This is a genomic window from Mycobacterium marseillense (genome assembly GCF_010731675.1).
Lineage (GTDB): Bacteria > Actinomycetota > Actinomycetes > Mycobacteriales > Mycobacteriaceae > Mycobacterium > Mycobacterium marseillense.
The window spans coordinates 1712798-1735917 of sequence record NZ_AP022584.1; the positions used below are offsets into that span (position 1 = coordinate 1712798).

Genomic DNA, 23120 nt, shown 5'->3' on the forward strand with positions numbered 1-23120 from the left:
GGAATGGTTGAGCATCACCACGTCGTCTGGGACGCGGGCACACGGCGCATCACGACACCCCGGCTGATCTTGCGGCCGTGGCGGCTCGATGATGACCTCGCCGCGTATGCGATCTACGGTGCGCCCGAAGTGGCCCGTTGGCTGTGTCCGGCCTTGCCTCCCATCGCCGACACGATCGAAATGCGGCGCGTCCTGGCGGCGTGGATCGCCGAAAGCGACCCGACGGGACTGCCGTTGGGCCGGTGGGCGATCACCGACAAGAGCTCCGGAGGCGTGCTCGGGGGCGTGGCCCTGCTACCACTGCCGCCGGGCGACACGGATCTGGAAATCGGGTGGCAGCTGTCTCCGAATGCCTGGGGCTACGGGTACGGCGCGGAAGCCGGTCATGCGGTTGCCCATCAGGCGTTCGAAAACCCCGGCATCAGTGAGGTCTTTGCAGTCGTGCGACCGGAGAACCGCCGTGGTGTGGCTACCGCCCGGAGAATTGGGATGGAATGGGTCGGGGAGACCGCCAAGTACTACAACCTCACGCTCCAGGTCTACCGCCTGACGAAGGCCGATCTGGACCTCCCGGAGCCGGCCTGCGCACAATGAGCAGCAATGCCGCACCTGGGCTTATCGTCCTCTCACCCGGGTGAATTACACGTGGGGATGAGGACAATTCACCCGCTGCGCAGAGATAGTGGTCGCTGACTGAGCCCGCGACCAAACCGCCTGGATGACCGTGTCGGCCGACTGTACCGCCGGCCAAGGCAGTGCGAGGCCGGTAGCGGTCACGCGGTAAGCGAAACACACAGAACGGAGACCACATGTCACAGAGTGAGGCCACCGCCATCACGAGTGCCGGGCCGGGAAAGTCTCGTGCGACCGTCATCGCACCCCTCGTCGCACGGTACGGTTTGGCTATAGTTCTGGCCTGGTTCGGCGCCATGAAATTCACTCACTATGAGTCCCAGGGTATTTCGCATTGGGTGGCCAACAGCCCCTTTTTGGGTTGGGTCTACGAAGTCATGTCCATCGACGCCTTTGGCCGATTGAACGGAACGGTAGAACTGATCACCGCGACACTGCTGGCCCTCAAGCCCTGGTATCCGAAAGCTGCCGTGCTGGGCGGCGTAGTCGCCTCTCTGTTCTTCGTGACCACGCTGAGTTTCATGATCACGACCCCCGGCGTCGGCGAGGCGTCTGCGGGTGGCTTTCCCGTGTTGTCCGCCGACGGAGAGTTCTTGATGAAGGACATCGCGCTGATCGGCTTAGCGCTCTGGCTGCTGGTGGACGCCGTCGACGCGGCCCGCGGACAGGCGAGCGTCGCCAAATCACATTGACACGTCCCGCTGATGACATTGGACGTTGTCTGCGCCGCGGAATCTGGTGTCCGCCCAATCTGTAAGGCAACCGGGCACGCAACTCCGCAGCAATCACCCGGGTGAAGAGGCGGTTGGGGTGATGCCGGCTCACCCCACAAAGTTGCAGTCTCGTTAGACGGGAAGTGGGCGGGTGTGTCGGCTCGCACTCACTCGAATTCAAGACATCGGCGGCCCGGCTGGAGCCGTCAAGGAAACCAGGAAGGGACCGAACATGCATTTTGACGACAAGAAGGTCATCGTTGTCGGCGGAAGTGCCGGCATGGGTCGGCAGGTCGCTCTCGATGTCGTCGACCATGGCGGCAGCGCGGTGATCATCGGACGTTCGAAAGACCGTGTCGATGACACCGTCGCCGAGCTGACGAACCGGCGTGGCCAAGCCTGGGGTATCGCCGCCGAACTGACGGATCGCGCTGCGGTCGCGGACGTGCAGCGCGCGCTGTCCGAGCAGCACGACGACGCGACCTTGCTCGTCAACGCGGCCGGATTCTTCATCCCGAAGCCATTTCTCGAGTACGACGCGCAGTTCTACGACTCCTACATGGAGCTCAACTACGCGCTGTTCTTCCTGACGCAGACGGTCGTCGCGGGCATGATCGCCAACGGTGAGGGCGGCTCCATCGTCAACATCGGCAGCATGTGGGCACATCAAGCCATCGGCTTGACACCATCGTCTGCGTATTCGATGCAAAAGGCCGGCCTGCACGCCCTCACCCACAATCTGGCCATCGAGCTTGCGGAGCACAAGATTCGCGTCAATGCGGTGGCGCCGGCGGTTGTCAAGACCCCGCTGTATGAAGGCTTCATCCCGAAGGACGAAATCGACGCCACGCTAGACACTTTCGCGCCGCTTCATCCGCTGGGACGAGTCGGCACCCCCGTCGACGTCGCCAACGCCGTAACCTATCTGCTTTCCGAACAGGCCAGCTGGGTCACCGGCGCGATCCTCAACGTCGACGGCGGCATCATGGCCGGCCGCAACTAACGCACTCACTCACCAAGGAGCATCCGTGTCACACGAATACAACAAGAACCCCGCCGCGGTCGACGCGTTGAACCCCGAGCAGTACCACGTCACCCAGGAGAACGGGACCGAACGTCCATTCTCCGGCGAGTACTGGGCTAACAAGGAACCCGGCATCTACGTCGACATCGTCTCCGGTGAGCCGCTGTTCGCATCGGTAGACAAGTTCGACAGCGGCACCGGCTGGCCCAGCTTCACCCAGCCCATCGACACCGACAACGTCGTCGAGAAGAGCGACCGCAGCCACTTCATGGAACGCACCGAGGTGCGCTCGGCGCACGGCGACAGCCACCTCGGGCACGTCTTCAGCGACGGCCCGAGGGATCAAGGCGGCCTGCGCTACTGCATCAACTCGGCGTCGCTGCGTTTCATTCACCGCGACAACCTCGAAGCCGAAGGTTACGGGCAATACCTGAGCCTGTTCTCCGACGCGGCTGCGGAGCAACGCAGCGGCGCACCCGTGAGCGAGCAGCGGTCATGACACACAAGGTTGCCGTCCTGGCGGGTGGATGCTTTTGGGGCATGCAGGATCTGATCCGCAAACAGTCCGGCGTGGTCTCCACCCGGGTCGGCTACACCGGCGGCCAGAACGCGCACCCCACCTATCGCAACCATCCCGGCCACGCCGAGGCGATCGAAATCACCTACGACCCGGACAAGACCGACTATCGGACGCTGCTGGAGTTCTTCTTCCAGATCCACGACCCGACCACCAAGAACCGCCAGGGCAACGACGTCGGGACCAGCTACCGCTCAGCGATCTTCTATCTGGACGACGAGCAGAAGCGGATTGCGCTCGAGACCATCGCTGACGTCGACGAGTCGGGATTGTGGCCCGGCACGGTGGTCACCGAAGTGGCTCCGGCCGGCGAGTTCTGGGAGGCAGAGCCCGAGCACCAGGACTACCTCGAGCGGTATCCGTCGGGCTATACATGCCACTACGTCCGGCCAGGATGGAAGCTGCCCCACCGCAGCGGCTTTCGCGATGTCGCGTCGCCGTCAGCGCACGCGACCCGCGATGGGTGATCGTGGTCGTCCGGCGCCGAGGTCGTTGACCGCCGGCGGGAGGCAGATCCAGCATTAGGAGACCAATCTGATGTCCGCCTACGCACCCCCGGTGGGTGAGCTGCGCGCCCACCGGGCCTTTCCGGCGCGCATCGGACCCAAGGGCAACCTGATCTACCGCCTGATCACCACGACCGATCACAAGCTGATCGGGATCATGTACATCGTCGCCTGCTTCGCCTTCTTTTTCGTCGGCGGGCTGATGGCGCTGTTCATCCGTACCGAGCTGGCCGCACCGGGGCTGCAGTTCTTGTCGAACGAGCAGTACAACCAGCTGTTCACTATGCACGGCACGGTGATGCTGCTGTTCTATGCCACCCCGATCGTGTTCGGGTTCGCCAATCTCGTGCTGCCCTTGCAGATCGGCGCCCCCGATGTGGCGTTTCCGCGGCTCAATGCATTGTCGTTCTGGCTCTTCGTGTTTGGGGCCCTGATCGCCCTGGCGGGATTCATCACCCCGGGCGGCGCCGCGGATTTCGGCTGGACGGCTTACACCCCGCTTTCCAACGAGGTCCATTCCCCCGGCGCCGGAGGTGATCTGTGGATCTTGGGGCTGATCGTCGGTGGCCTGGGCACCATCCTGGGCGGGGTCAACATGATCACCACGGTGGTGTGCCTGCGCGCGCCGGGTATGACGATGTTCCGCTTGCCGGTCTTCACCTGGAACATCCTGGTGACCAGCACCATGGTGATCGTGGCTTTCCCGCTGCTGACGGCCGCGCTGTTCGGCGCCGCCGCCGACCGCCACCTCGGCGCGCACATCTTCGACGCGGCAAACGGCGGAGTCCTGCTGTGGCAACACCTGTTCTGGTTCTTCGGCCACCCCGAGGTCTACATCATCGCGCTGCCCTTCTTCGGCATCATCACCGAGGTCGTCCCCGTGTTTTCCCGCAAGCCCCTGTTCGGCTACTCCACGATGGTGTACGCCACCATCAGCATCGGGGCGCTGTCGATCGCGGTCTGGGCGCATCATCTCTACGCCACCGGCGCGGTGCTGCTGCCGTTCTTCTCATTCACGACGTTCTTGATCGCGGTCCCCACCGGGATCAAGTTCGTCAACTGGATCGGCACCATGTGGAAGGGCCAGCTGACCTTCGAGACACCGATGCTGTTCGCGATGGGCTTCCTGGTCACGTTCCTGCTGGGCGGCTTGTCCGGGGTGCTGCTGGCCAGTCCTCCGATCGACTTCCACGTGACCGACACGTATTTCGTGGTCGCGCACTTCCACTACGTGCTGTTCGGCACGATCGTGTTCGCCACCTATGCCGGGGTGTACTTCTGGTTCCCGAAGATGACCGGCCGCCTCCTCGACGAGCGGTTCGGCAAGCTCCACTTCTGGCTGACGCTGATCGGCTTTCATACAACGTTCCTGGTGCAGCACTGGCTGGGCAGCATGGGCATGCCGCGCCGGTACTCCGACTATCTGCCCACCGACGGCTTCCAGCCGCTCAACATCGTCTCGACGATCGGGGCGTTCATCCTCGGCTTCTCGATGCTGCCGTTCGTGTGGAATGTGTTCAAGAGCTGGCGGTACGGCGAGCCGGTCACCGTCGACGATCCATGGGGACACGGCAACTCGCTGGAATGGGCCACCTCGAGCCCGCCGCCGCGACACAACTTCACCGAACTCCCCCGGATCCGCTCCGAGCGGCCCGCCTTCGAACTGCACTACCCGCACCTGGTCAACCGATTGCGCGCTGAATCCCACGTGCGGTACGGGAGTGCGGATGTGCCGTGAGCGCGACGCCGGAGTCGTTGTCGCTTAGACCTTTTAGCGCGTTTCCCCCACCCGCCCCCGCAGTGCCGGAACCGCGCCGTATCCATGATGTCGTCATCGTCGGATCGGGGCCGGCGGGGTACACCGCAGGGATCTATGCGGCGCGAGCGCAGCTCGACACGGTGCTGATCGAAGGGACTTCGCGTGGCGGGGCGCTGATGACCACCACCGCCGTCGAGAACTATCCCGGCTTCCGCGAGGGCACCAGCGGGCCACTTCTGGTGCAGGACATGTGTGCCCAGGCCAAACGGTTCGGCGCCCAGCTGCATCCCGACGACGTCGATGATTTCCGGCTAGACGGCGACGTCAAGACCGTGGCGGCAGCCGGAAAGGTCTGGCGTTCCCGCGCCGTCATCCTCGCCATGGGTTCGGCCCCGCGAGCGCTTGGCATCCCCGGCGAGAAGAGGCTACGGGGCCGAGGCGTCAGTACCACCGCCAAGGATGCGGGGTTGTTGTTGCGCGACAAGGATGTCGCCGTCGTCGGCGGAGGGGATGCCGCCATGGAGGAGGCGCTCTTCCTGACGGGGATCGCGCGCAGTATCACCATCATTCATCACCGCGATACCTTTCGCGCATCGCCGCTCACCGCGGCCCGGGTGAGCGCACACGACAAGGTCACCGTCCTGACCAATACCTCGGTCCTCGCCGTCCAGGGGAGGCGGTGGGTGACCGGCCTGCGGCTGCGACAGCGCGTAGACGGCGCCGAGCGCGATCTGCCGGTTTCCGCGGTGATCGTGACCGTCGGGCAGGGCCCCCGTTCGGAGCTGCTGGTGGGCATCGTCGATCTCGATCCCCACGGGTATGTCCTCACTCGAGACGGGACCAGCCGCACCTCGGTCGACGGCGTATTCGCCGCCGGCGACCTGGTCGACCGCCGCTACCGGCAGGCCATCACCGCGGCCGCCAGTGGTTGCGCATCCTCCCTCGACGCCGAACGCTGGTTAGCGAGATCTGCTCTGAGACAGGGTCGATGACCAACGGGGGGGCCTGGCTAGAGCATCACGACGACCTGCAGAATGTCGGCGGCGGATCGGATGGGTCTATCGCAGGACGGGCATCGAGCGGCGCGCCGGGCCAGCCGCCGCGCGAGCGTCGTCGGGTGTAGCTCCCGCGCGGTGCACTCGGCTGTGTACTCCAACGCATCGAGATGGTCGGCGCACACAAAACCGAAGGCATTGCCATCCTCGTCGCAGTCATCGCGTTTGCAGTAACCGACCATGTGAAACTCCACATACGCCGCCGCCGGCCGGATGCACCGAAAACCGTTGTCGAGGAACGCCAGTTGACACTGTGGCGAGAAATCGAGATGTTCGATGCCGCAGGGAGTGGCGATCGGGCTGCGCGCCCGCACCGGCGACTTTGTGATCGCGGCGGTGGGTCTCGGCGCGACATCCTGGGCCTGTTCAGGTCTGCTCATACAGTGAGCGTGACGCGCGGCGGGGTTAACCGTCATCACCCCCGCCGTTCATTCACCCGGGTGATCGGTCGTGAAGGGTGATGACAGTTCACAACGGTTGGGCCAGGCTCACTACCGGGAACGGAGGCACGCGTGGACCGGATATTTCATGCCCTGATCGGCGACTCGGCCGGTGTCACCGGTGCCGCCATCAAATCCTCGACGCTGTTCCTCACCGCCGCGCTCCTATTTCGCTTCACGGAGCGGCGCACCCTCGCCGAATTCGCGCCCTTCGACTGGATCGCCGCGGTCGCCGCGGGCGCCATCGTCGGTAGGGCCGCCACCGCCAGTGACGCATCGTGGCTCAGCGCAACCACGGCGCTGATCTGCCTCCTGGCCACCCACGCGGTGTTGGCACGGTTGCGCTTCATTCCGGGTGTTCGACGATTCATCGATCCACCCCTGAAAGTGCTGATTCGCGACGGAAAGGTAGACCGACGCAATCTGCGTCAATGCGGATTGACCGCCGCCGACCTGGAGGCCGTGTTACGCCTGCACGGCCACCCCAACGCCGACCGCATCAATCTCGCGATCTTCGAGGCCAAAGGCGCCATTTCCGTTCTGCGCAAAGACGATGACTGCAGAGCGGCGCGAGATTCGAGTGGATCCCGAAGTCCTAGACCGTGAAGCCCAGGGCGCGCAGTTGCTCGCGCCCGTCGTCGGTGATCTTGTCCGGGCCCCACGGCGGGTTCCACACCCAGTTGATCTTCAGCTCGTCGACCAAGCCGGCTCCGACGAGCGCGCTGCGCGACTGGTCTTCGATGACGTCTTGCAACGGGCAGGCCGCCGAGGTGAGCGTCATGTCGATCAACGCGACCGGGCCCATCTCGCCGTGCTCGACCTCCAAGCCGTACACCAGGCCCAGATCCATGACGTTGATGCCGAGTTCGGGGTCGACGACGTCATGCATCGCTTCCTCGACATCGGCGAGTAACTCGTCATGCGGTGTGGTGGTCTCGCTCATGTGTAACCTCCTCGAGGGCTGCTTACTTTTTTGAGTAGGCCTGTGCCAGCGCGTCTTTGCACGCCATCCATCCCAGCAGTGCGCATTTCACCCGCGCGGGGTATTTGGCCACCCCGGCGAACGCGACCCCGTCGCCGAGCACATCCTCGTCGCCCTCGATGGTGCCGCGCGAGGACACCATCTCGGTGAACGCGGTGATGGTCTTGAGGGCATCGCCGACACTTTGACCGATCACCTGCTGGGTGAGGACCGAGGTGGCCGCCTGGCTGATCGAGCAGCCCTGCCCGTCATAGGACACGTCGGCGACGGTTTCGCCGTCGTCGGACAGCGCGACGCGCAGGGTGACCTCGTCACCGCAGACCGGGTTGACGTGGAACACCTCGGCGCCGAACGGCTCCCGCAGCCCGCGGTGCTGCGGGTGCTTGTAGTGATCGAGGATCACGTCCTGATACATCTGTTCGAGGCGCAAGGTCATTCTCTCCCAAAGAAATCCAGCGCGCGGCGCACGCCCGTCACCAACCGCTCGACCTCCTCGGCGGTGTTGTACACCGCGAAGGACGCCCGGGCGGTGGCCGCCAGTCCGAACCGGCGGTGCAGCGGCAGCGCGCAGTGGTGCCCCACACGCACCGCGACGCCATCGTCGTCGAGCACCTGCCCGACGTCGTGCGCGTGCACGCCGTCGACGACGAACGCCACCGGCGAGCCGCGGTTTTCCAGTGCGGTGGGTCCGATGATCCGCACCCCGTCGATCCCGGACAGGCCCTCCAGGGCGGCGGCGACCAGCTCGCGTTCGTGCGCCTCGACGGCGTCCATGCCGATGTCGTCGAGGTAGCGGGCCGCCGCGGCCAAGCCGACCACCTGGGACGTCATCGGGGTGCCGGCCTCGAAACGCTGCGGGGGCGCGGCGTAGGTGGAGGAGTCCATGGCCACGTTCTCGATCATCGAGCCACCGGTGAGGAAGGGCGGCATCGCCGACAACAGCTCACCGCGGCCGTAGAGCACGCCGATCCCGTTGGGGCCCAGCATTTTATGTCCGGAGAAGGCGGCGAAGTCGACGTCGAGGGCGTGGAAGTCGACCGGCCGGTGCGGCACCGACTGGCAGGCGTCCAGCACGGTGAGCGCGCCGACGGCTTTGGCGCGGGAGACCAGCTCGCCCACCGGCGCGAGCGCGCCGGTGACGTTCGAATGGTGGCTGAAGGTCACGACTTTGACGCGCTCGTCGAGCTCCAGCGAGTCCAGGTCGATGCGGCCCTGGTCGGTGACGCCGTACCAGCGCAGCGTGGCACCGGTGCGGCGGGCCAGCTCCTGCCAGGGGACCAGGTTGGCGTGGTGCTCGAGCTCGGTGGTGACGATGACGTCGCCGGGACGGACGGCGCGCTCGAACCGGTTGTCGCCCAGCACATAGGAGACCAGGTTCAGCGCCTCGGTGGCGTTCTTGGTGAAGATCAGCTCTTGCGCGTCGGCGCCGACGAACGCCGCGATATCGGCGCGGCCCTGCTCGTAGGCGTCGGTGGCCTCCTCCATCAGCTGGTGCGCCCCGCGGTGCACCCCGCCGTTGGACGTCAGCAGAAATTCGCGCTCGGCGTCGAGCACCTGCAGCGGGCGCTGCGCCGTCGCCCCGGAGTCCAGATAGGCCAACTGATTTCCGCCGCGCATGACGCGCTTGAGGATCGGGAAGTCGGCACGGATCGCCGCGAGATCGAGACTGGAAGCCGCCGCATCACGCCGAGTCATGTCAGGCCTTCGCAGACGCCGCCTGCACGAAGCGCTCGTAGCCGTGCTCCTCGAGCTCGTCGGCCAATTCGGGGCCGCCGGCTTCGACGATGCGCCCGCCGACGAACACGTGGACGAACTGCGGCTGGATGTAGCGCAGGATGCGGGTGTAGTGGGTGATCAGCAGGATGCCGCCCTGCTCGGCTTCGGCGTAGCGATTCACACCCTCGCTGACCACTCGCAGCGCGTCGACGTCCAGGCCGGAGTCGGTCTCGTCCAGGATGGCGATCTTGGGCTTGAGCAGCGACAGCTGAAGAATCTCGTGGCGCTTCTTCTCGCCACCGGAAAAGCCTTCGTTCACACTGCGTTCGGAGAACGCCGGGTCGATGCCCAGGTCGTCCATCGCGGCCTTGACTTCCTTGACCCAGTGCCGCAGCTTCGGCGCCTCACCGCGCACGGCGGTGGCCGCCGAGCGCAGGAAGTTCGACATGGACACCCCGGTGACCTCGATCGGGTACTGCATCGCGAGGAACAGCCCGGCCCGGGCGCGTTCGTCGACGCTCATCGCCAGCACGTCTTCGCCGTCCAGCGTGATCGACCCGGACGTCACCTCGTACTTCGGGTGCCCGGCGATGGCGTAGGACAGGGTGGACTTGCCGGACCCGTTGGGTCCCATCAGCGCGTGCGTCTCCCCCGACTTCACCGTAAGGTTGACGCCCTTGAGGATTCCGATGGCGTCGGCCTCGTTGGAACGCGCGACGCTGACATGCAGGTCCTTGATTTCGAGTGTGGTCATCAGTTCTTGTTTCCTTCGGTCAGCTCAAGCTCGTGTTCGATGGCCTCGGTCAGCCGCTCGCGCACGGCGGGCACGGCGATCTTTTGGATGATCTCGGCGAAGAACCCGCGCACGATCAGCCGTCGGGCCTGGTCTTCGGGGATGCCGCGGGCCCGAAGGTAGAACACCTGCTCGTCGTCGAATCGCCCTGTGGCGCTTGCGTGTCCGGCGCCGACGATCTCACCGGTCTCGATCTCGAGGTTGGGGACCGAATCGGCGCGGGCGCCGTCGGTCAGCAGCAGGTTGCGGTTGGTTTCGAAGGTGTCGGTGCCGGTGGCCTCGGCGCGGATCAGCACGTCGCCCACCCAGACGGCGTGTGCGTCCGGACGGTCGGATTCCGGATCCGCTTGCAGCGCACCCTTGTACAGCACGTCCGAGCGGCAATTGGGATGCGCGTGGTCGACGAGCAGCCGGGATTCGATGTGCTGGCCGTCATCGGCGAAGTAGGTGCCGAGCAGTTGAGCGTCGCCGCCGGCGGCGGTGAACCGGACCGTCGTCGACGTGCGAACCAGGTCTCCCCCGAGCGTCACGTTGACGTGGCCGAGCACCGAATCCTTGCCCAGCCGTGCGTGATGCGCACTGACGTTGACCATGTCGTCGGCCCAGTCGGCGATCCAGATCACGCCGAGTGCCGCCGAGTCTGCAACGATGATCTCGACGTTGTCGGCGTACGTTCCGCTGCCACGCAGGTCGACGACCACGATGGCCCGCGCGAGTTCTTCGACGCGAATCTGCAGATGGCCGTAGGCGACCGCGCCCTCGCCGGGCCCGTCCACGACGATCTCGATGGGCTTGGCGATCTCGGTGTCACGCTCCACGGTCACCACCGTCGCGGAGTTGAATGACGAGAAGGCCTGAGCCGCAACGCGATCGGTGGGGACGCCGCCCTGGCCCAGCCGCTCGTCGCCCCGGCGGACGGTCTCGGTGCGCACACCGGGCTGGTCGGTGACGGTGATCTGCGCCTTGCCGGTGGCATGCGCCGAACCGTCGTGCAGGCCGCGCAGCCGGCGCAACGGGGTGAAGCGCCAGATTTCGTCGCGGCCGTGCGGGACCTCGAACGCATCCACGTCGAAGGAGGAGAACAGCTCCCCCTTGTTCAACGCGGTCAGGGCCGAACCCTCAACCGCTTCGGTCAGATTCGTCACTATCCGACCGCGCCTTCCATTTGCAGCTCGATGAGGCGGTTGAGCTCGAGCGCGTACTCCATTGGCAGCTCTTTGGCGATCGGCTCGACGAAGCCGCGCACCACCATCGCCATCGCCTCGTCCTCGGTCAGCCCACGGCTCATCAGGTAGAAGAGCTGGTCCTCGCTGACCTTGGACACGGTGGCCTCGTGCCCCATCGTGACGTCGTCCTCGCGGATGTCGACGTACGGGTAGGTGTCGCTGCGGCTGATCGTATCGACCAGCAGCGCATCGCATTTCACGCTGGAACGTGATCCGTGGGCGCCCTTGTTCACCTGCACCAGGCCGCGATACGACGCGCGGCCCCCGCCGCGCGCCACCGACTTGGACACGATGTTGCTCGACGTGTTGGGCGCCAGGTGCAGCATCTTGGCGCCGGTGTCCTGGTGCTGGTCTTCGCCGGCGAAGGCCACCGAGAGCACCTCGCCCTTGGCGTACTCGCCGGTCATCCACACCGCCGGGTACTTCATGGTGACCTTGGACCCGATGTTGCCGTCGACCCACTCCATGGTGGCGCCGGCCTCGGCCCGGGCCCGCTTGGTGACCAGGTTGTAGACGTTGCCCGACCAGTTCTGGATCGTCGTGTAGCGCACGCGCGCATTGGGTTTCACGATGATCTCGACGACGGCGGAGTGCAGCGAATCCGATTTGTAGATCGGTGCCGTGCAGCCCTCGACGTAGTGCACGTACGAACCCTCGTCGGCGATGATCAGCGTCCGCTCGAACTGGCCCATGTTCTCGGTGTTGATCCGGAAGTAGGCCTGCAGCGGGATGTCGACATGCACGCCGGGCGGGACGTAGATGAATGAACCGCCGCTCCATACCGCGGTGTTGAGCGCGGAGAACTTGTTGTCTCCCGCCGGGATCACGGTGCCGAAGTACTCCTGAAAGATCTCGGGGTGCTCGCGCAGACCGGTGTCGGTGTCGACGAAGATGACGCCCTGGGCCTCGAGGTCTTCGCGGATCTGGTGGTAGACCACCTCGGACTCGTACTGCGCCGCGACGCCACCGACCAGGCGCTGCTTCTCCGCCTCGGGGATGCCCAGCCGGTCGTAGGTGTTCCTGATGTCCTCGGGCAGGTCATCCCAGGTCGCGGCCTGTTTTTCGGTGGAGCGCACGAAGTACTTGATGTTGTCGAAGTCGATGCCCTCCAGGTTGGAGCCCCACGTCGGCATCGGCTTGCGCTCGAAGATGCGCAGCGCCTTGAGCCGGGCCTGCAGCATCCACTCCGGCTCGCTCTTCTTCGCGGAGATGTCGCGGACCACCGCGTCGGACAGCCCGCGCTGGGCGCTGGCGCCCGCGACGTCGGAGTCCGCCCAGCCGTAGCCATACCGCCCCAGGGAGGCGATCGCCTCTTCCTGGGTCAGCGGTGCGGTAGCCGTCTTGCTGGCCTCGGGTGTGAGTGTCATAGAGACGCTCCTTTGATGCTCGTTGTGTTGTGGCGCGGGCTGGGCGCCTTGCTTGAAACCTTGCTCTGCGTCAGGGGGACGTGCGTGGTGCAGGCGCAGTCGCCGTTGACGATGGTCGCCAACCGCTGGACGTGGGTGCCCAGCACCTCGGCCATCGCCTGCTGTTCGGCGTCGCACAACTCCGGGAATTCCTCGGCGACGTGGGACACCGGGCAGTGATGCTGGCAGATCTGGACGCCGTGAATCGGCCCGCCGACCTGCGTGGTGCTGGCTACGTAGCCGGCCTTGGTCAACGCGGTGGCGATCCGTTCGGCGGCCGCCTCGACGTCGTCGTCCGCGGCGCTGTCGGCTCCGGTCACCTCGGTCAAGATGGCGTCGATCCGCTGCCGGGCGAACGCCTGAACCGCCTCTTCACCGCCGATCGCACGCAGCTGGCGCATGGCCGCGGCCGCCAGGTCGTCGTAGGCGTGGTCGAGCTTGGCACGGCCGCCCGCCGTCAACCGGTAACGCTTGGCGGGACGCCCGCGTCCCACCTGCTGCCATGCCGCGGCGGGCGTGGCCTCCGCGTCGCCCGCCTCGATCAGGGCGTCGAGGTGCCGGCGCACACCGGCGGCCGCCAGGCCCAGCCGGTCACCGATCTCGCCGGCGGTAATCGATCCGGATTCCAGCAGCAGGCGCACGATGGCGCGGCGGGTGTGACCATCCGAGCTCGCAGCGCCGGCGTCGGCCGCGGCGGCACCCTCGAGGTTGGTTCGGATTTTCACAACACCAGTGTGACGCAATTCCGACGATCGGTCTAGCAAGGGTGCCCTGTGCTGGCGTTGCGCTGCTCACACGCAGCAGGACGCGTCGGCGACCCGCTACGCCCCGGCTGCGCCGCGCCGGCGATCGCCGACGGCGCGGCGGTGACCCTCGCCATCCGACGGCTACGCTGCTCTGATGGCAGCCCGCCACCACACGCTGAGCTCGTCGATCGCGAGTCTGCACGGCGACGAGCAAGCGGTGGGTTCGCCGCTGAACGATACCGAGCTCACCGCGCTGCGCCGCATCCGCCTGTTCGGCGCCACCGGCACCATGCTGATGGCGATCGGCGCGTTGGGCGCCGGGGCCCGGCCCGTCGTGCAGGATCCGACGTTCGGGGTGCGGCTGCTCAACCTGCCGTCGCGCATCCAGACCGTGTCGTTGACGATGACGACGACGGGCGCGGTCATGATGGCGCTGGCCTGGCTGATGCTCGGCCGATTCGCGCTGGGCAACCGGCGGATGTCGCGCGGCGACCTGGACCGCACGCTGCTGTTATGGGTACTGCCGCTGCTGATCGCCCCACCGATGTACAGCAAGGACGTCTACTCCTATCTGGCGCAGAGCCAGATCTCCCTGGAGGGACTCGACCCGTACCGGGTGGGACCGGCCTCCGGGCTGGGCCTGTCCCACATTTTCACCCTGTCAGTGCCGACACTGTGGCGCGAGACACCGGCGCCCTACGGCCCGCTGTTCTTGTGGATGGGGCGCGGCATCTCGGCGATCACCGGGGAAAACATCGTCGCCGCCGTGCTGTGTCACCGGCTGGTGGAGTTGCTCGGCGTCGGGCTGATCGTGTGGGCGACGCCGCGGCTGGCCCGGCGCTGCGGTGTCGCCGAGGTCAGCGCGCTGTGGCTGGGCGCGGCCAATCCGCTGCTGATCATGCATCTGGTGGCCGGCGTGCACAACGAGGCGCTGATGCTGGGCCTGATGCTGGCCGGGGCCGAATTCGCGCTGCGCGGCGTCAAAGCCCCGCGCCTGCTGCCCACCTCGTGGCGGCCGGGCCCGGACTGGGAACCGCTGGGCATGCTGCTGGCCGGCGCCGTGCTGATCACGCTGTCGTCGCAGGTGAAGTTGCCGTCGCTGCTGGCGTTGGGCTTCGTCACGATGGCGCTGGCCTACCGGTGGGGAGGAACCCTGCGCGCCCTGCTGTTGGCGGGTGGCGGCATGGCGACCCTGTCGCTGGCGGTGATGGCCGTCGTCGGCTGGGCCAGCGGGCTGGGCTTCGGCTGGATCTACACGCTGGGCACCGCGAACGTGGTGCGCAGCTGGATGTCGCCGCCGACGCTGCTGGCGCTCGGCACCGGGCAGGTGGGCATTTTGCTGGGCCTGGGCGATCACACCACCGCCGTGCTGGGGCTGACGCGTGCGATCGGCGTGCTGATCATCACGGTCATGGTGGCGTGGCTGCTGTTGTCCGTCTTGCGGGGCAGGCTGCACCCGATCGGAGGGCTCGGCGTGGCGCTGGGCATCTGCGTGCTGCTGTTTCCCGTCGTGCAGCCCTGGTATCTGCTGTGGGCGATCATCCCGCTGGCCTGCTGGGCCACCCGCACCGGCTTCCGGGTGGCGGCGATCGTGATCAGCCTCGTGGTCGGGATCTTCGGCCCGACCGCCAACGGTGACCGGTTCGCGCTGTTCCAGATCGTCGACGCCACGCTGGCCAGCACCCTCATCGTGGTGCTGCTCATCGCGGTGACCTACACCCGGTTGCCGTGGCGGAACCCGCCGGTGCAGGCGCAAGAACCCGACCCCCCACCGGCGGCCGACCCGGCGGCACCCGCGCAGCCCGCCCCGACCCCGCGGCCGGCGCCGGCGCATGACGCCTACGCTGATTCCACGTGAGCCGCGCCGACGACGATGCAGAGCGAAGCGATGAGGAGGAGCGGCGCTGGTGAGCGCGGACGTTCCTGAAGTAGTCGTGCGGCTGCGCGGCGTGAGCAAGCACTACGGATCCGGCGGGGCTGTCGTGGCGGCCGTCTCGGATCTCGACCTGGAAGTGCACGCCGCCGAAGTGCTGGCCCTGCTCGGCCCCAACGGCGCCGGCAAGACCACGACGGTGGAGATGTGCGAGGGCTTCGTGCGCCCGGACGCCGGCACCATCGAGGTGCTCGGCCTGGATCCGATCGCCGACAACGCGCGGCTGCGGGCGCGCATCGGTGTGATGCTGCAGGGCGGCGGCGGCTACCCCGCGGCCCGCGCCGGCGAGATGCTCGACCTGGTGGCCGCCTACGCCGCCGACCCGCTGGACCCCGCCTGGCTGCTGGACACGCTGGGCCTCACCGACGCCGCGCGCACCACCTACCGGCGGCTCTCCGGCGGGCAGCAGCAACGGCTGGCGCTGGCGTGCGCGCTGGTCGGGCGGCCCGAACTGGTGTTCCTCGACGAGCCCACGGCGGGCATGGACGCGCACGCCCGGCTGTTGGTGTGGGAGCTCATCGACGCGCTGCGCCGCGACGGCGTGACGGTGCTGCTCACCACCCACCAGCTCAAGGAGGCCGAGGAACTCGCCGACCGACTGGTGATCATCGACAACGGGGCGACGGTCGCCTCGGGCACGCCCACGGAGCTGATGCGCAGCGGGGCCAAGGACCAGTTGCGGTTCAGCGCGCCGCCACGGCTCGACCTGTCCCTGTTGTCCGCGGCGCTGCCCGAGGACTACAAAGCCACCGAGGTGACGCCGGGCGAGTACCTGGTCGAGGGTCCGGTCGACCCGCAGGTGCTCGCGACGGTCACCGCGTGGTGCGCCCGGATCGACGTGCTGGCCACCGATATGCGCGTCGAGCAGCGCAGCCTCGAGGACGTGTTCCTCGACCTGACCGGCAGGAAGTTACGGCCATGAGCGAATCACGGTTTCCCGCAGGCACTTTCGCCCCCGACCCGCGCCCCAGCGCGGTGCCCAAAATGCTGGCCGCCCAGTTCGGACTGGAGCTCAAGTTGCTGCTGCGCAACGGCGAACAGCTGCTGCTGACCATGTTCATCCCGATCACGCTGCTGGTCGGACTCACGCTGCTGCCGCTCGGCTCGTTCGGCCAGCACCGCGCGGCCACCTTCACCCCGGTCATCATGGCGCTGGCGGTGATCTCGACCGCGTTCACCGGGCAGGCGATCGCGGTCGCCTTCGACCGCCGCTACGGCGCGCTCAAGCGGCTCGGGGCCACCCCGCTTCCGGTGTGGGGCATCATCGCGGGCAAGTCCCTGGCCGTCGTTACGGTGGTTTTCTTGCAGGCAATCCTGTTGGGCGCCATCGGTTTTGCCCTCGGCTGGCGACCCGCCCTGATCGCGTTGGCGCTGGGCGCGGCGGTCATCGCGCTGGGCACCGTGGTGTTCGCGGCACTTGGCCTGCTGCTCGGTGGAACGCTGCGGGCCGAGATCGTGCTGGCGGTGGCCAACCTGATGTGGTTTGTCTTCGCCGGCCTGGGCGCGCTGACCGTGGAAACCGACATCATCCCGACGGCGGTCAAATGGGCGGCCCGACTGACCCCGTCGGGCGCATTGACCGAGGCTCTCTCCCAGGCGATGACCATGTCGGTGGACTGGTTCGGGGTGATCGTCCTGGCGGCATGGGGCGCACTGGGCGCGCTCAGCGCGCTGCGCTGGTTCCGGTTCACCTGACGGCCGGCCCATCGGCGGGCGTACTACGGCATGTAGTTTTCGGTGCCTTAGGATCGGGCCGTGCTTGGACGAACGCTGTTGCGGCTGGTGGACCTGCTCCCCAATCCCAGTCTGGGCGTCCAACGGCTGATCGCCGTGGCCGTCATCCTGACCCAGGGCGGCATCGCCATCACCGGCGCGATCGTGCGCGTCACCGCCTCGGGGCTGGGCTGCCCCACCTGGCCGCAATGCTTTCCGGGCAGCTTCGTCCCGGTGGCCCACGCCGAGGTGCCGCACATCCACCAGGCCGTCGAATTCGGCAACCGGATGGTCACCTTCGCCGTGGTGATCACCGCGGCGCTGGCCGTGCTCGCGGTGACCCGAGCCCGACGGCGGCGCGAGGTGCTCGTCTACGCCTGGTTGATGCCGGTATCGACGGTCGTGCAGGCGGTGATCGGCGGGATCACGGTGCGCACCGGGCTGCTGTGGTGGACGGTGGCCATCCACCTGCTGACGTCGATGACGATGGTGTGGCTCGCGGTGCTGCTGTACGTCAAGATCGGCGAGCCGGACGACGCGGTGGCGCGCGTGCCGATCCCCGCGCCGTTGCGCGCGCTGACCGCGCTGTCCGGCGTGAACCTGGCCGCGGTGCTGGTCACCGGCACGCTGGTGACGGCCGCCGGCCCGCACGCGGGTGATCGCAGCCCCACCCGGACCGTGCCACGACTCAAGGTCGAAGTGGACACCCTGGTGCACGTGCACTCGTCGCTGCTGATCGCCTACCTGGCGCTGTTGGTGGGCCTGGGCTTCGGGCTGCTGGCCGTGCGGGCCACCCGGCCCGTGCTGGTGCGGCTCGCGGTGCTGCTGGTGCTGGTGTTCGCCCAGGCCGCCGTCGGCACCGCGCAGTACTACACCGGGGTTCCCGCCGTGCTGGTCGCGCTACACGTCGCGGGGGCCGCAGCGTGCACCGCGGCCACCGCGGCGCTATGGGCGTCCATGCGGGAACGGTTGCGAGAGCGGGCCGAGGCCGAGCCGCTCGCAGCCTGACTCGACCGCCACGGCGAACCGGCGCTGCGCGAGCTCGCGGGCGGCGGTGTCCAGGTGCCGCCAACCCAACTGCGGCGCAACGAGATCCAGCTTCACCAGCCGGTCCCCCGCCAGGTCGGCGCGCGCGTAAAGCAGCTCCCGGGGGCCGATCCCGGCGCTGGCGGCGGCCGCCGCCAGCGCCGCGTGGCCGAGGTCCCAGGACTCGAACTCCGGCTCGTCCGGCCAGGCGTGCGATTGCTCCCCGCCCAAAAAGATCAACGTCGTCCGACCCGTCGCGCCAGGTGCCGTCGGGACCCCGTCGTCCGCGAGATCGCGCAGATAACGCTCATCGAAATTCCACGCGATCGCGGCGGGCGGGTTGAGCAGGTGGCGCACCCGCTGCGTCCAGGCCAGGAATTCGTCACGCCGGCCCCGCTCGTGCGGCGCGGCCCGCAGGATCACCAAGTCGGCCTGGGCGGTATCCGGGTCGTCCCAGGACAGCCACCGCGCGTGCAGCCCGCGCCGGCGCAGCGCCGGGACCAGGCCCGCGTCATCGGGGTCGCCGCCGGGCCCCGCCAGCACGATGCGGGGATGGAAGACGTCCGGACGAGCAAGCTTCATGCCCGGGCATGATAAGCACATGCACGCAATCGAAGTCAGCGAAACCGGCGGCCCCGAGGTGCTGCGCTACGTCGATACGCCACAACCCACACCCGGACCGGGCGAGGTGCTGATCGAGGCCGAGGCCATCGGCGTCAACTACATCGACACGTATTTCCGTTCGGGGCAGTATCCGCGCCAGCTGCCGTTCATCCTCGGCCAGGAGACGAGCGGCACGGTGGTCAACACCGGCGAGGGCGTCGACAGTTTCACCGCGGGCGACCGGGTGGTCACCGCCGCCGCCTCCGGCGGTTATGCCGAATATGCCACCGCCCCAGCCTCTTTCACCGCCGCGGTGCCCGACGCGGTTCCCGCCGACGTGGCGGCCTCGGCCCTGCTGAAGGGCCTGACCGCCCATTACCTGTTGAAGTCGGTGTATCCGGTGCAGGCCGGCGACACGGTGCTGGTGCACGCGGGCGCGGGCGGTGTCGGCCTGATCTTGACGCAGTGGGCACACCTGTTGGGCGCGCGGGTGATCACGACGGTCTCGACTCCGGAAAAGGAGCGCCTGTCGCGACGGGCCGGCGCCGACGAGGTGCTCTCCTACCCCGACGACGCCGACGAATTCGGCGAGCGGATCCGCGCGTTGACCGACGGCGCCGGGGTGGCCGCGGTGTACGACGGCGTGGGCGCGACCACGTTCGACGCCAGCCTGGCCAGCCTGGCTGTGCGGGGCACGCTCGCGTTGTTCGGCGCGGCCAGCGGGCCGGTTCCGCCATTCGATCCCCAGCGCCTCAACGCCGCCGGCTCGGTGTTTCTGACCCGGCCGTCGCTGGCGCACTTCGTCCGCACCGGGCAGGAATTCAGCTGGCGGGCAGAGGAATTGTTCGCCGCGGTCGCCGGGGGCGACATCACCGTGGAGGTCGGCGGGCGCTACCCGCTGGCCGATGCGGCCCGCGCCCACCAGGATCTGCAGGGCCGCAAGACCACCGGCTCGCTCGTGCTGGTGCCCTGACCCAGTCCGTCAGAACAGGTGCGGCAACCCGATAGCCGAGTCGATCGCCAGCGCGCAGAACACCACCGCCAGGTAATTGTTCGACTGCAGGAACAGCCGCAGCGGCTTGACCGGCTCACCGACGCGCACGCCCGCGTACAGCTGGTGCGCCATCGCCAGGAACCACACCCCGGCGACCACCGCGACCGCCGCGTACAGCCAGCCGGTCGCCAGCGCCAGCGCCAGCGTGGACAGCACCGTCAGCCAGGTGTAGATCAGGATCTGCTTGGTCACCTGGCGCTCGGTCGCGACGGCCGGCAGCATCGGGACGCCCGCCGCTTTGTAGTCGTCCTTGTAGCGCATCGCCAGCGCCCAGGTGTGCGGCGGCGTCCAGAAGAAGATGATGGCGAACATCACCAGGGCGGGCCAGCCGATGGTGTTCGTCACGGCCGACCAGCCGATCATCACCGGCATGCAACCGGCCGCGCCGCCCCACACGACGTTCTGCGAGGTGCGCCGCTTGAGCAGCAGTGTGTAGACGAACACATAGAACGCGATCGTCGCCAGGGCCAGCAGCCCCGACAGCAGGTTCGTCGTCCACCACAGCCAGAAGAACGACCCGACCGTCAGCACCAGCCCGAGCACCAGGGCGTTGCGCGTGGGCACCGCGGCCCGCGCCAACGGCCGGCGGGCGGTGCGCTTCATCACTTTGTCGATGTCCGCATCGGCCACGCAGTTCAGCGTGTTGGCGCCCCCGGCGGCCAGCATGCCGCCGATCAGCGTGTTGACGATGAGCAGCGGGTTGACCGTGCCGCGCTGGGCGAGCAGCATCGCCGGGATCGCGGTCACGAGCAGCAGCTCAATGACCCGCGGCTTGGTCAGCGCCAGATATGCCAGCACCGTGCCTTGTATCCGGCTTGGCAAGTGGCTCGGCGCGGCGCGCCCGCGAACGCTCACGCAATAACTCCTTGGGGTCGCAGCGGCGCGCAGCATCTACTACAGACGATGGTAGACCGAGTGGCGGCGATGCCCCGCCCGTGGGTCCATTCCCGCAGACTTTTCCCAGTTTTCCGAACTGAATGTTAAGGGCTTTCGACGGGCGCGTAATTTTCACACCTGCCGGCCGCGGGTACCCGAAATCCTGCTCTGCAAGAGCCGGCCCTCCCGCACTAGGGTGGGATTGATCAGCTCGATGACCCAAGGACTGAGTCTGTGACGACACTCGAAGAGATCTCCACGCTGACCCAACCGCACCTCCCGGACGACTGGTCCGAGCTCGACTCGGCGGCCGTCGACACCGTTCGGGTGCTCGCCGCCGACGCGGTGCAAAAGGTCGGCAATGGCCACCCCGGGACGGCGATGAGCCTGGCCCCGCTGGCGTACACCCTGTTCCAGCGGACGATGCGCCACGACCCCAGCGACACCCACTGGCTGGGCCGCGACCGGTTCGTCTTGTCGTGCGGGCACAGCAGCCTGACGCTGTACCTGCAGCTGTATCTGGGCGGTTTCGGCCTGGAGCTCTCCGACATCGAGTCCCTGCGCACCTGGGGATCCAAGACGCCCGGGCACCCGGAGTTCCGCCACACCAAGGGCGTTGAGATCACCACCGGCCCGCTCGGGCAGGGCCTGGCCTCGGCGGTCGGCATGGCGATGGCCGCCCGCTACGAGCGCGGCCTGTTCGACCCCCACGCCGCCCCGGGCACCAGCCCGTTCGATCACTTCATCTATGTGATCGCCTCCGACGGCGACATCGAAGAGGGCGTCACCTCGGAAGCCTCGTCGCTGGCGGCCGTCCAGCAGCTGGGCAACCTCATCGTGTTCTACGACCACAACCAGATTTCCATCGAGGACGACACCAACATCGCGTTGTGCGAGGACACCGCCGCGCGCTACGAGGCCTACGGCTGGCACGTGCAGCGGGTCGAGGGCGGCGAGAACGTCGTGGACATCGAGGAGGCCATCGCCGCCGCCAAGGCCGTCACCGACCGGCCGTCGTTCATCGAGCTGCGCACCATCATCGGCTACCCCGCGCCGAAGCTGATGAACACCGGCAAGGCGCACGGCGCGGCGCTGGGCGACGAGGAGGTCGCCGCGGTCAAGAAGATCCTCGGCTTCGACCCGGACAAGAACTTCGAGGTGCGCGACGAGGTGATCGCCCACACGCGCAAGCTGGTCGACCGCGGCAAGGAAGCGCACGAGAAGTGGCAGGCGGATTTCGACGCGTGGGTGCAGCGCGAACCCGACCGCAAGGCGCTGCTGGACCGGTTGACCGCCGAGAAGTTGCCCGACGGCTGGGACGCCGACATCCCGCACTGGGAGCCGGGTTCCAAGGAGCTGGCCACCCGGGCGGCCTCCGGCAAGGTGCTGTCCGCGCTGGGACCGAAGCTGCCCGAGCTGTGGGGTGGTTCCGCCGACCTGGCGGGCAGCAACAACACCACCATGGATGACGTCAAATCCTTTGGCCCGCCGTCCATTTCGACGAAGGACTACACCGCCGACTGGTACGGCCGCACCCTGCATTTCGGTGTTCGCGAGCACGCGATGGGCGCGATCCTGTCCGGCATCGTGCTGCACGGGCCCACCCGCGCGTACGGCGGCACGTTCCTGCAGTTCTCGGACTACATGCGTCCCGCGGTGCGGCTGGCGTCGCTGATGGACATCGACACCATCTACGTGTGGACGCACGATTCGGTCGGTCTCGGCGAGGACGGGCCCACCCACCAGCCGATCGAGCACCTCGCGGCGTTGCGCGCCATCCCCAAGCTGTCGGTGGTGCGCCCGGCCGACGCCAACGAGACCGCGCACGCCTGGCGCACGATCCTGGCCCGCGGCAACGGCAGCGGCCCGGTGGGGCTGATCCTGACCCGCCAGGGCGTGCCGGTGCTCGAGGGCACCAGCGCCGACGGTGTCGCCCGGGGCGGTTACATCCTGGGCTCGGACGGCGAGGAGGCCGGCCAGGACCCCGACGTGGTGCTCATCGCCACCGGCTCGGAGGTCCAGCTCGCCGTCGCGGCGCAGAAGTTGTTGGCGGACAAGGACATTGTGGCGCGGGTAGTCTCCATGCCGTGCGTCGAATGGTTCGAGTCCCAGCCCGACGACTACCGCGACAGCGTGCTCCCGCCGTCGGTGTCGGCCCGCGTGGCCGTCGAGGCCGGGGTCGCGCAGAGCTGGCACAAGCTGGTCGGTGACACCGGGAAGATCGTTTCGATCGAGCACTACGGCGAATCCGCCGACTACAAGACCTTATTCCGTGAATTCGGCTTCACCGCCGAAGCCGTCGCTGCCGCCGCGGAACAAGTCGTGGATAACTGACGAAA

At 67.5% G+C, this 23120-nt stretch carries 24 protein-coding genes; 14 read left to right on the plus strand and 10 right to left on the minus strand.

Annotated elements, in window-relative coordinates; genetic code table 11:
• Nucleotides 1–3 precede the first annotated feature (3 nt).
• From G6N26_RS07265 to G6N26_RS07295, 7 genes are all read left to right on the plus strand, one after another.
• Nucleotides 4–594 carry a GNAT family N-acetyltransferase gene (locus G6N26_RS07265; protein ID WP_083020215.1) on the plus strand — a complete coding sequence of 197 codons (591 nt, stop codon included), beginning with the start codon at nt 4–6 and terminating at the stop codon, nt 592–594.
• Between the two features lie 215 nt (nt 595–809).
• Nucleotides 810–1325, plus strand: coding sequence for a YkgB family protein (locus tag G6N26_RS07270; RefSeq protein ID WP_067170131.1), 516 nt, complete (start codon nt 810–812; stop codon nt 1323–1325).
• Between the two features lie 253 nt (nt 1326–1578).
• On the plus strand, nt 1579–2349 hold the full coding sequence (locus tag G6N26_RS07275; RefSeq protein WP_083020217.1) for an SDR family NAD(P)-dependent oxidoreductase: 771 nt from the start codon (nt 1579–1581) through the stop codon (nt 2347–2349).
• Between the two features lie 25 nt (nt 2350–2374).
• Nucleotides 2375–2869 carry a peptide-methionine (R)-S-oxide reductase MsrB gene (gene msrB / locus G6N26_RS07280; protein ID WP_083020220.1) on the plus strand — a complete coding sequence of 165 codons (495 nt, stop codon included), beginning with the start codon at nt 2375–2377 and terminating at the stop codon, nt 2867–2869.
• Nucleotides 2866–3414, plus strand: a complete 549-nt coding sequence (gene msrA, locus G6N26_RS07285) for a peptide-methionine (S)-S-oxide reductase MsrA (protein ID WP_067170119.1) — start codon at nt 2866–2868, stop codon at nt 3412–3414. Before msrB ends, msrA begins: the two co-directional genes overlap by 4 nt.
• 70 nt (nt 3415–3484) lie before the next feature.
• The gene (ctaD, locus tag G6N26_RS07290; RefSeq protein WP_083020221.1) at nt 3485–5191 is read left to right on the plus strand and encodes an aa3-type cytochrome oxidase subunit I; all 1707 of its coding nucleotides are present in this window, start codon (nt 3485–3487) and stop codon (nt 5189–5191) included.
• A 62-nt stretch (nt 5192–5253) separates the two neighbouring features.
• Nucleotides 5254–6204, plus strand: coding sequence for an NAD(P)/FAD-dependent oxidoreductase (locus G6N26_RS07295; protein ID WP_083020223.1), 951 nt, complete (start codon nt 5254–5256; stop codon nt 6202–6204).
• 17 nt (nt 6205–6221) lie between these two features.
• Here G6N26_RS07295 and G6N26_RS07300 read toward each other — a convergent pair whose 3' ends face one another.
• On the minus strand, nt 6222–6683 hold the full coding sequence (locus G6N26_RS07300; protein WP_083020225.1) for a hypothetical protein: 462 nt from the start codon (nt 6681–6683) through the stop codon (nt 6222–6224).
• A gap of 96 nt (nt 6684–6779) precedes the next feature.
• Here G6N26_RS07300 and G6N26_RS07305 point away from each other — a divergent pair, with 96 nt between their 5' ends.
• Complete coding sequence (locus G6N26_RS07305; RefSeq protein ID WP_067170104.1) at nt 6780–7313, plus strand: DUF421 domain-containing protein; 534 nt, start codon at nt 6780–6782, stop codon at nt 7311–7313.
• On the opposite strand, the gene G6N26_RS07310 is transcribed toward G6N26_RS07305, so the two are convergent.
• Genes G6N26_RS07310 through G6N26_RS07340 form a run of 7 tightly spaced genes read right to left on the minus strand, consistent with a single transcriptional unit; the run spans nt 7303 to nt 13555 of the window.
• Complete coding sequence (locus G6N26_RS07310) at nt 7303–7650, minus strand: metal-sulfur cluster assembly factor (protein WP_008258091.1); 348 nt, start codon at nt 7648–7650, stop codon at nt 7303–7305. The genes G6N26_RS07305 and G6N26_RS07310 overlap by 11 nt on opposite strands.
• Before the next feature lie 22 nt (nt 7651–7672).
• A complete protein-coding gene (gene sufU, locus G6N26_RS07315) occupies nt 7673–8125 on the minus strand; it encodes a Fe-S cluster assembly sulfur transfer protein SufU (RefSeq protein ID WP_163648746.1) in 453 nt (150 codons plus the stop codon).
• Entirely contained in the window at nt 8122–9384 is a 1263-nt protein-coding gene (locus G6N26_RS07320) for a cysteine desulfurase (protein WP_083020227.1), read from the minus strand. Before G6N26_RS07320 ends, sufU begins: the two co-directional genes overlap by 4 nt.
• A 1-nt stretch (nt 9385) precedes the next feature.
• Entirely contained in the window at nt 9386–10159 is a 774-nt protein-coding gene (gene sufC / locus G6N26_RS07325) for a Fe-S cluster assembly ATPase SufC (RefSeq protein WP_067168573.1), read from the minus strand.
• Nucleotides 10159–11343 carry a Fe-S cluster assembly protein SufD gene (gene sufD, locus G6N26_RS07330; protein ID WP_067168571.1) on the minus strand — a complete coding sequence of 395 codons (1185 nt, stop codon included), beginning with the start codon at nt 11341–11343 and terminating at the stop codon, nt 10159–10161. The genes sufC and sufD overlap by 1 nt, the downstream gene beginning before the upstream one ends.
• A complete protein-coding gene (gene sufB, locus G6N26_RS07335) occupies nt 11343–12791 on the minus strand; it encodes a Fe-S cluster assembly protein SufB (RefSeq protein WP_067168569.1) in 1449 nt (482 codons plus the stop codon). Before sufB ends, sufD begins: the two co-directional genes overlap by 1 nt.
• A complete protein-coding gene (locus tag G6N26_RS07340) occupies nt 12788–13555 on the minus strand; it encodes a helix-turn-helix transcriptional regulator (protein ID WP_067168568.1) in 768 nt (255 codons plus the stop codon). The genes sufB and G6N26_RS07340 overlap by 4 nt, the downstream gene beginning before the upstream one ends.
• 175 nt (nt 13556–13730) lie before the next feature.
• Between G6N26_RS07340 and mptB the strand changes: the two genes are divergently transcribed.
• The 4 genes from mptB to G6N26_RS07360 are packed head-to-tail and all read left to right on the plus strand — an operon-like array spanning nt 13731 to nt 18230.
• Nucleotides 13731–15434 carry a polyprenol phosphomannose-dependent alpha 1,6 mannosyltransferase MptB gene (gene mptB, locus G6N26_RS07345; protein ID WP_163648749.1) on the plus strand — a complete coding sequence of 568 codons (1704 nt, stop codon included), beginning with the start codon at nt 13731–13733 and terminating at the stop codon, nt 15432–15434.
• Between the two features lie 49 nt (nt 15435–15483).
• Entirely contained in the window at nt 15484–16431 is a 948-nt protein-coding gene (locus G6N26_RS07350) for an ABC transporter ATP-binding protein (protein WP_095577383.1), read from the plus strand.
• On the plus strand, nt 16428–17204 hold the full coding sequence (locus G6N26_RS07355) for an ABC transporter permease (RefSeq protein WP_067168561.1): 777 nt from the start codon (nt 16428–16430) through the stop codon (nt 17202–17204). The genes G6N26_RS07350 and G6N26_RS07355 overlap by 4 nt, the downstream gene beginning before the upstream one ends.
• A 60-nt stretch (nt 17205–17264) precedes the next feature.
• Nucleotides 17265–18230, plus strand: a complete 966-nt coding sequence (locus G6N26_RS07360) for a COX15/CtaA family protein (protein WP_083020351.1) — start codon at nt 17265–17267, stop codon at nt 18228–18230.
• Here the strand turns inward: G6N26_RS07360 and G6N26_RS07365 are convergent.
• Complete coding sequence (locus G6N26_RS07365; RefSeq protein WP_083020350.1) at nt 18168–18830, minus strand: ATP-grasp domain-containing protein; 663 nt, start codon at nt 18828–18830, stop codon at nt 18168–18170. The two genes, G6N26_RS07360 and G6N26_RS07365, sit on opposite strands and share 63 nt — an antisense overlap.
• A gap of 19 nt (nt 18831–18849) precedes the next feature.
• Here G6N26_RS07365 and G6N26_RS07370 point away from each other — a divergent pair, with 19 nt between their 5' ends.
• Nucleotides 18850–19824 (plus strand): quinone oxidoreductase family protein, encoded by a 975-nt coding sequence (locus G6N26_RS07370; protein ID WP_083020349.1) that lies wholly within the window; start codon nt 18850–18852, stop codon nt 19822–19824.
• Between the two features lie 9 nt (nt 19825–19833).
• On the opposite strand, the gene G6N26_RS07375 is transcribed toward G6N26_RS07370, so the two are convergent.
• A complete protein-coding gene (locus tag G6N26_RS07375; protein ID WP_067168552.1) occupies nt 19834–20760 on the minus strand; it encodes a heme o synthase in 927 nt (308 codons plus the stop codon).
• A 255-nt stretch (nt 20761–21015) separates the two neighbouring features.
• Between G6N26_RS07375 and tkt the strand changes: the two genes are divergently transcribed.
• Nucleotides 21016–23115, plus strand: a complete 2100-nt coding sequence (gene tkt / locus G6N26_RS07380; RefSeq protein WP_083020348.1) for a transketolase — start codon at nt 21016–21018, stop codon at nt 23113–23115.
• The last annotated feature ends 5 nt before the right edge of the window (nt 23116–23120 follow it).

Coding starts and splice junctions, on each gene's coding strand:
- G6N26_RS07265 (WP_083020215.1), top strand. CDS start 4: ATGGTTGAGCATCACCACGTCGTCTGGGACGCGGGCACACGGCGCATC.
- G6N26_RS07270 (WP_067170131.1), top strand. CDS start 810: ATGTCACAGAGTGAGGCCACCGCCATCACGAGTGCCGGGCCGGGAAAG.
- G6N26_RS07275 (WP_083020217.1), top strand. CDS start 1,579: ATGCATTTTGACGACAAGAAGGTCATCGTTGTCGGCGGAAGTGCCGGC.
- msrA (WP_067170119.1), top strand. CDS start 2,866: ATGACACACAAGGTTGCCGTCCTGGCGGGTGGATGCTTTTGGGGCATG.
- ctaD (WP_083020221.1), top strand. CDS start 3,485: ATGTCCGCCTACGCACCCCCGGTGGGTGAGCTGCGCGCCCACCGGGCC.
- G6N26_RS07300 (WP_083020225.1), bottom strand. CDS start 6,683: ATGACGGTTAACCCCGCCGCGCGTCACGCTCACTGTATGAGCAGACCT.
- G6N26_RS07310 (WP_008258091.1), bottom strand. CDS start 7,650: ATGAGCGAGACCACCACACCGCATGACGAGTTACTCGCCGATGTCGAG.
- sufU (WP_163648746.1), bottom strand. CDS start 8,125: ATGACCTTGCGCCTCGAACAGATGTATCAGGACGTGATCCTCGATCAC.
- G6N26_RS07320 (WP_083020227.1), bottom strand. CDS start 9,384: ATGACTCGGCGTGATGCGGCGGCTTCCAGTCTCGATCTCGCGGCGATC.
- sufC (WP_067168573.1), bottom strand. CDS start 10,159: ATGACCACACTCGAAATCAAGGACCTGCATGTCAGCGTCGCGCGTTCC.
- sufB (WP_067168569.1), bottom strand. CDS start 12,791: ATGACACTCACACCCGAGGCCAGCAAGACGGCTACCGCACCGCTGACC.
- mptB (WP_163648749.1), top strand. CDS start 13,731: ATGGCAGCCCGCCACCACACGCTGAGCTCGTCGATCGCGAGTCTGCAC.
- G6N26_RS07355 (WP_067168561.1), top strand. CDS start 16,428: ATGAGCGAATCACGGTTTCCCGCAGGCACTTTCGCCCCCGACCCGCGC.
- G6N26_RS07365 (WP_083020350.1), bottom strand. CDS start 18,830: ATGAAGCTTGCTCGTCCGGACGTCTTCCATCCCCGCATCGTGCTGGCG.
- G6N26_RS07370 (WP_083020349.1), top strand. CDS start 18,850: ATGCACGCAATCGAAGTCAGCGAAACCGGCGGCCCCGAGGTGCTGCGC.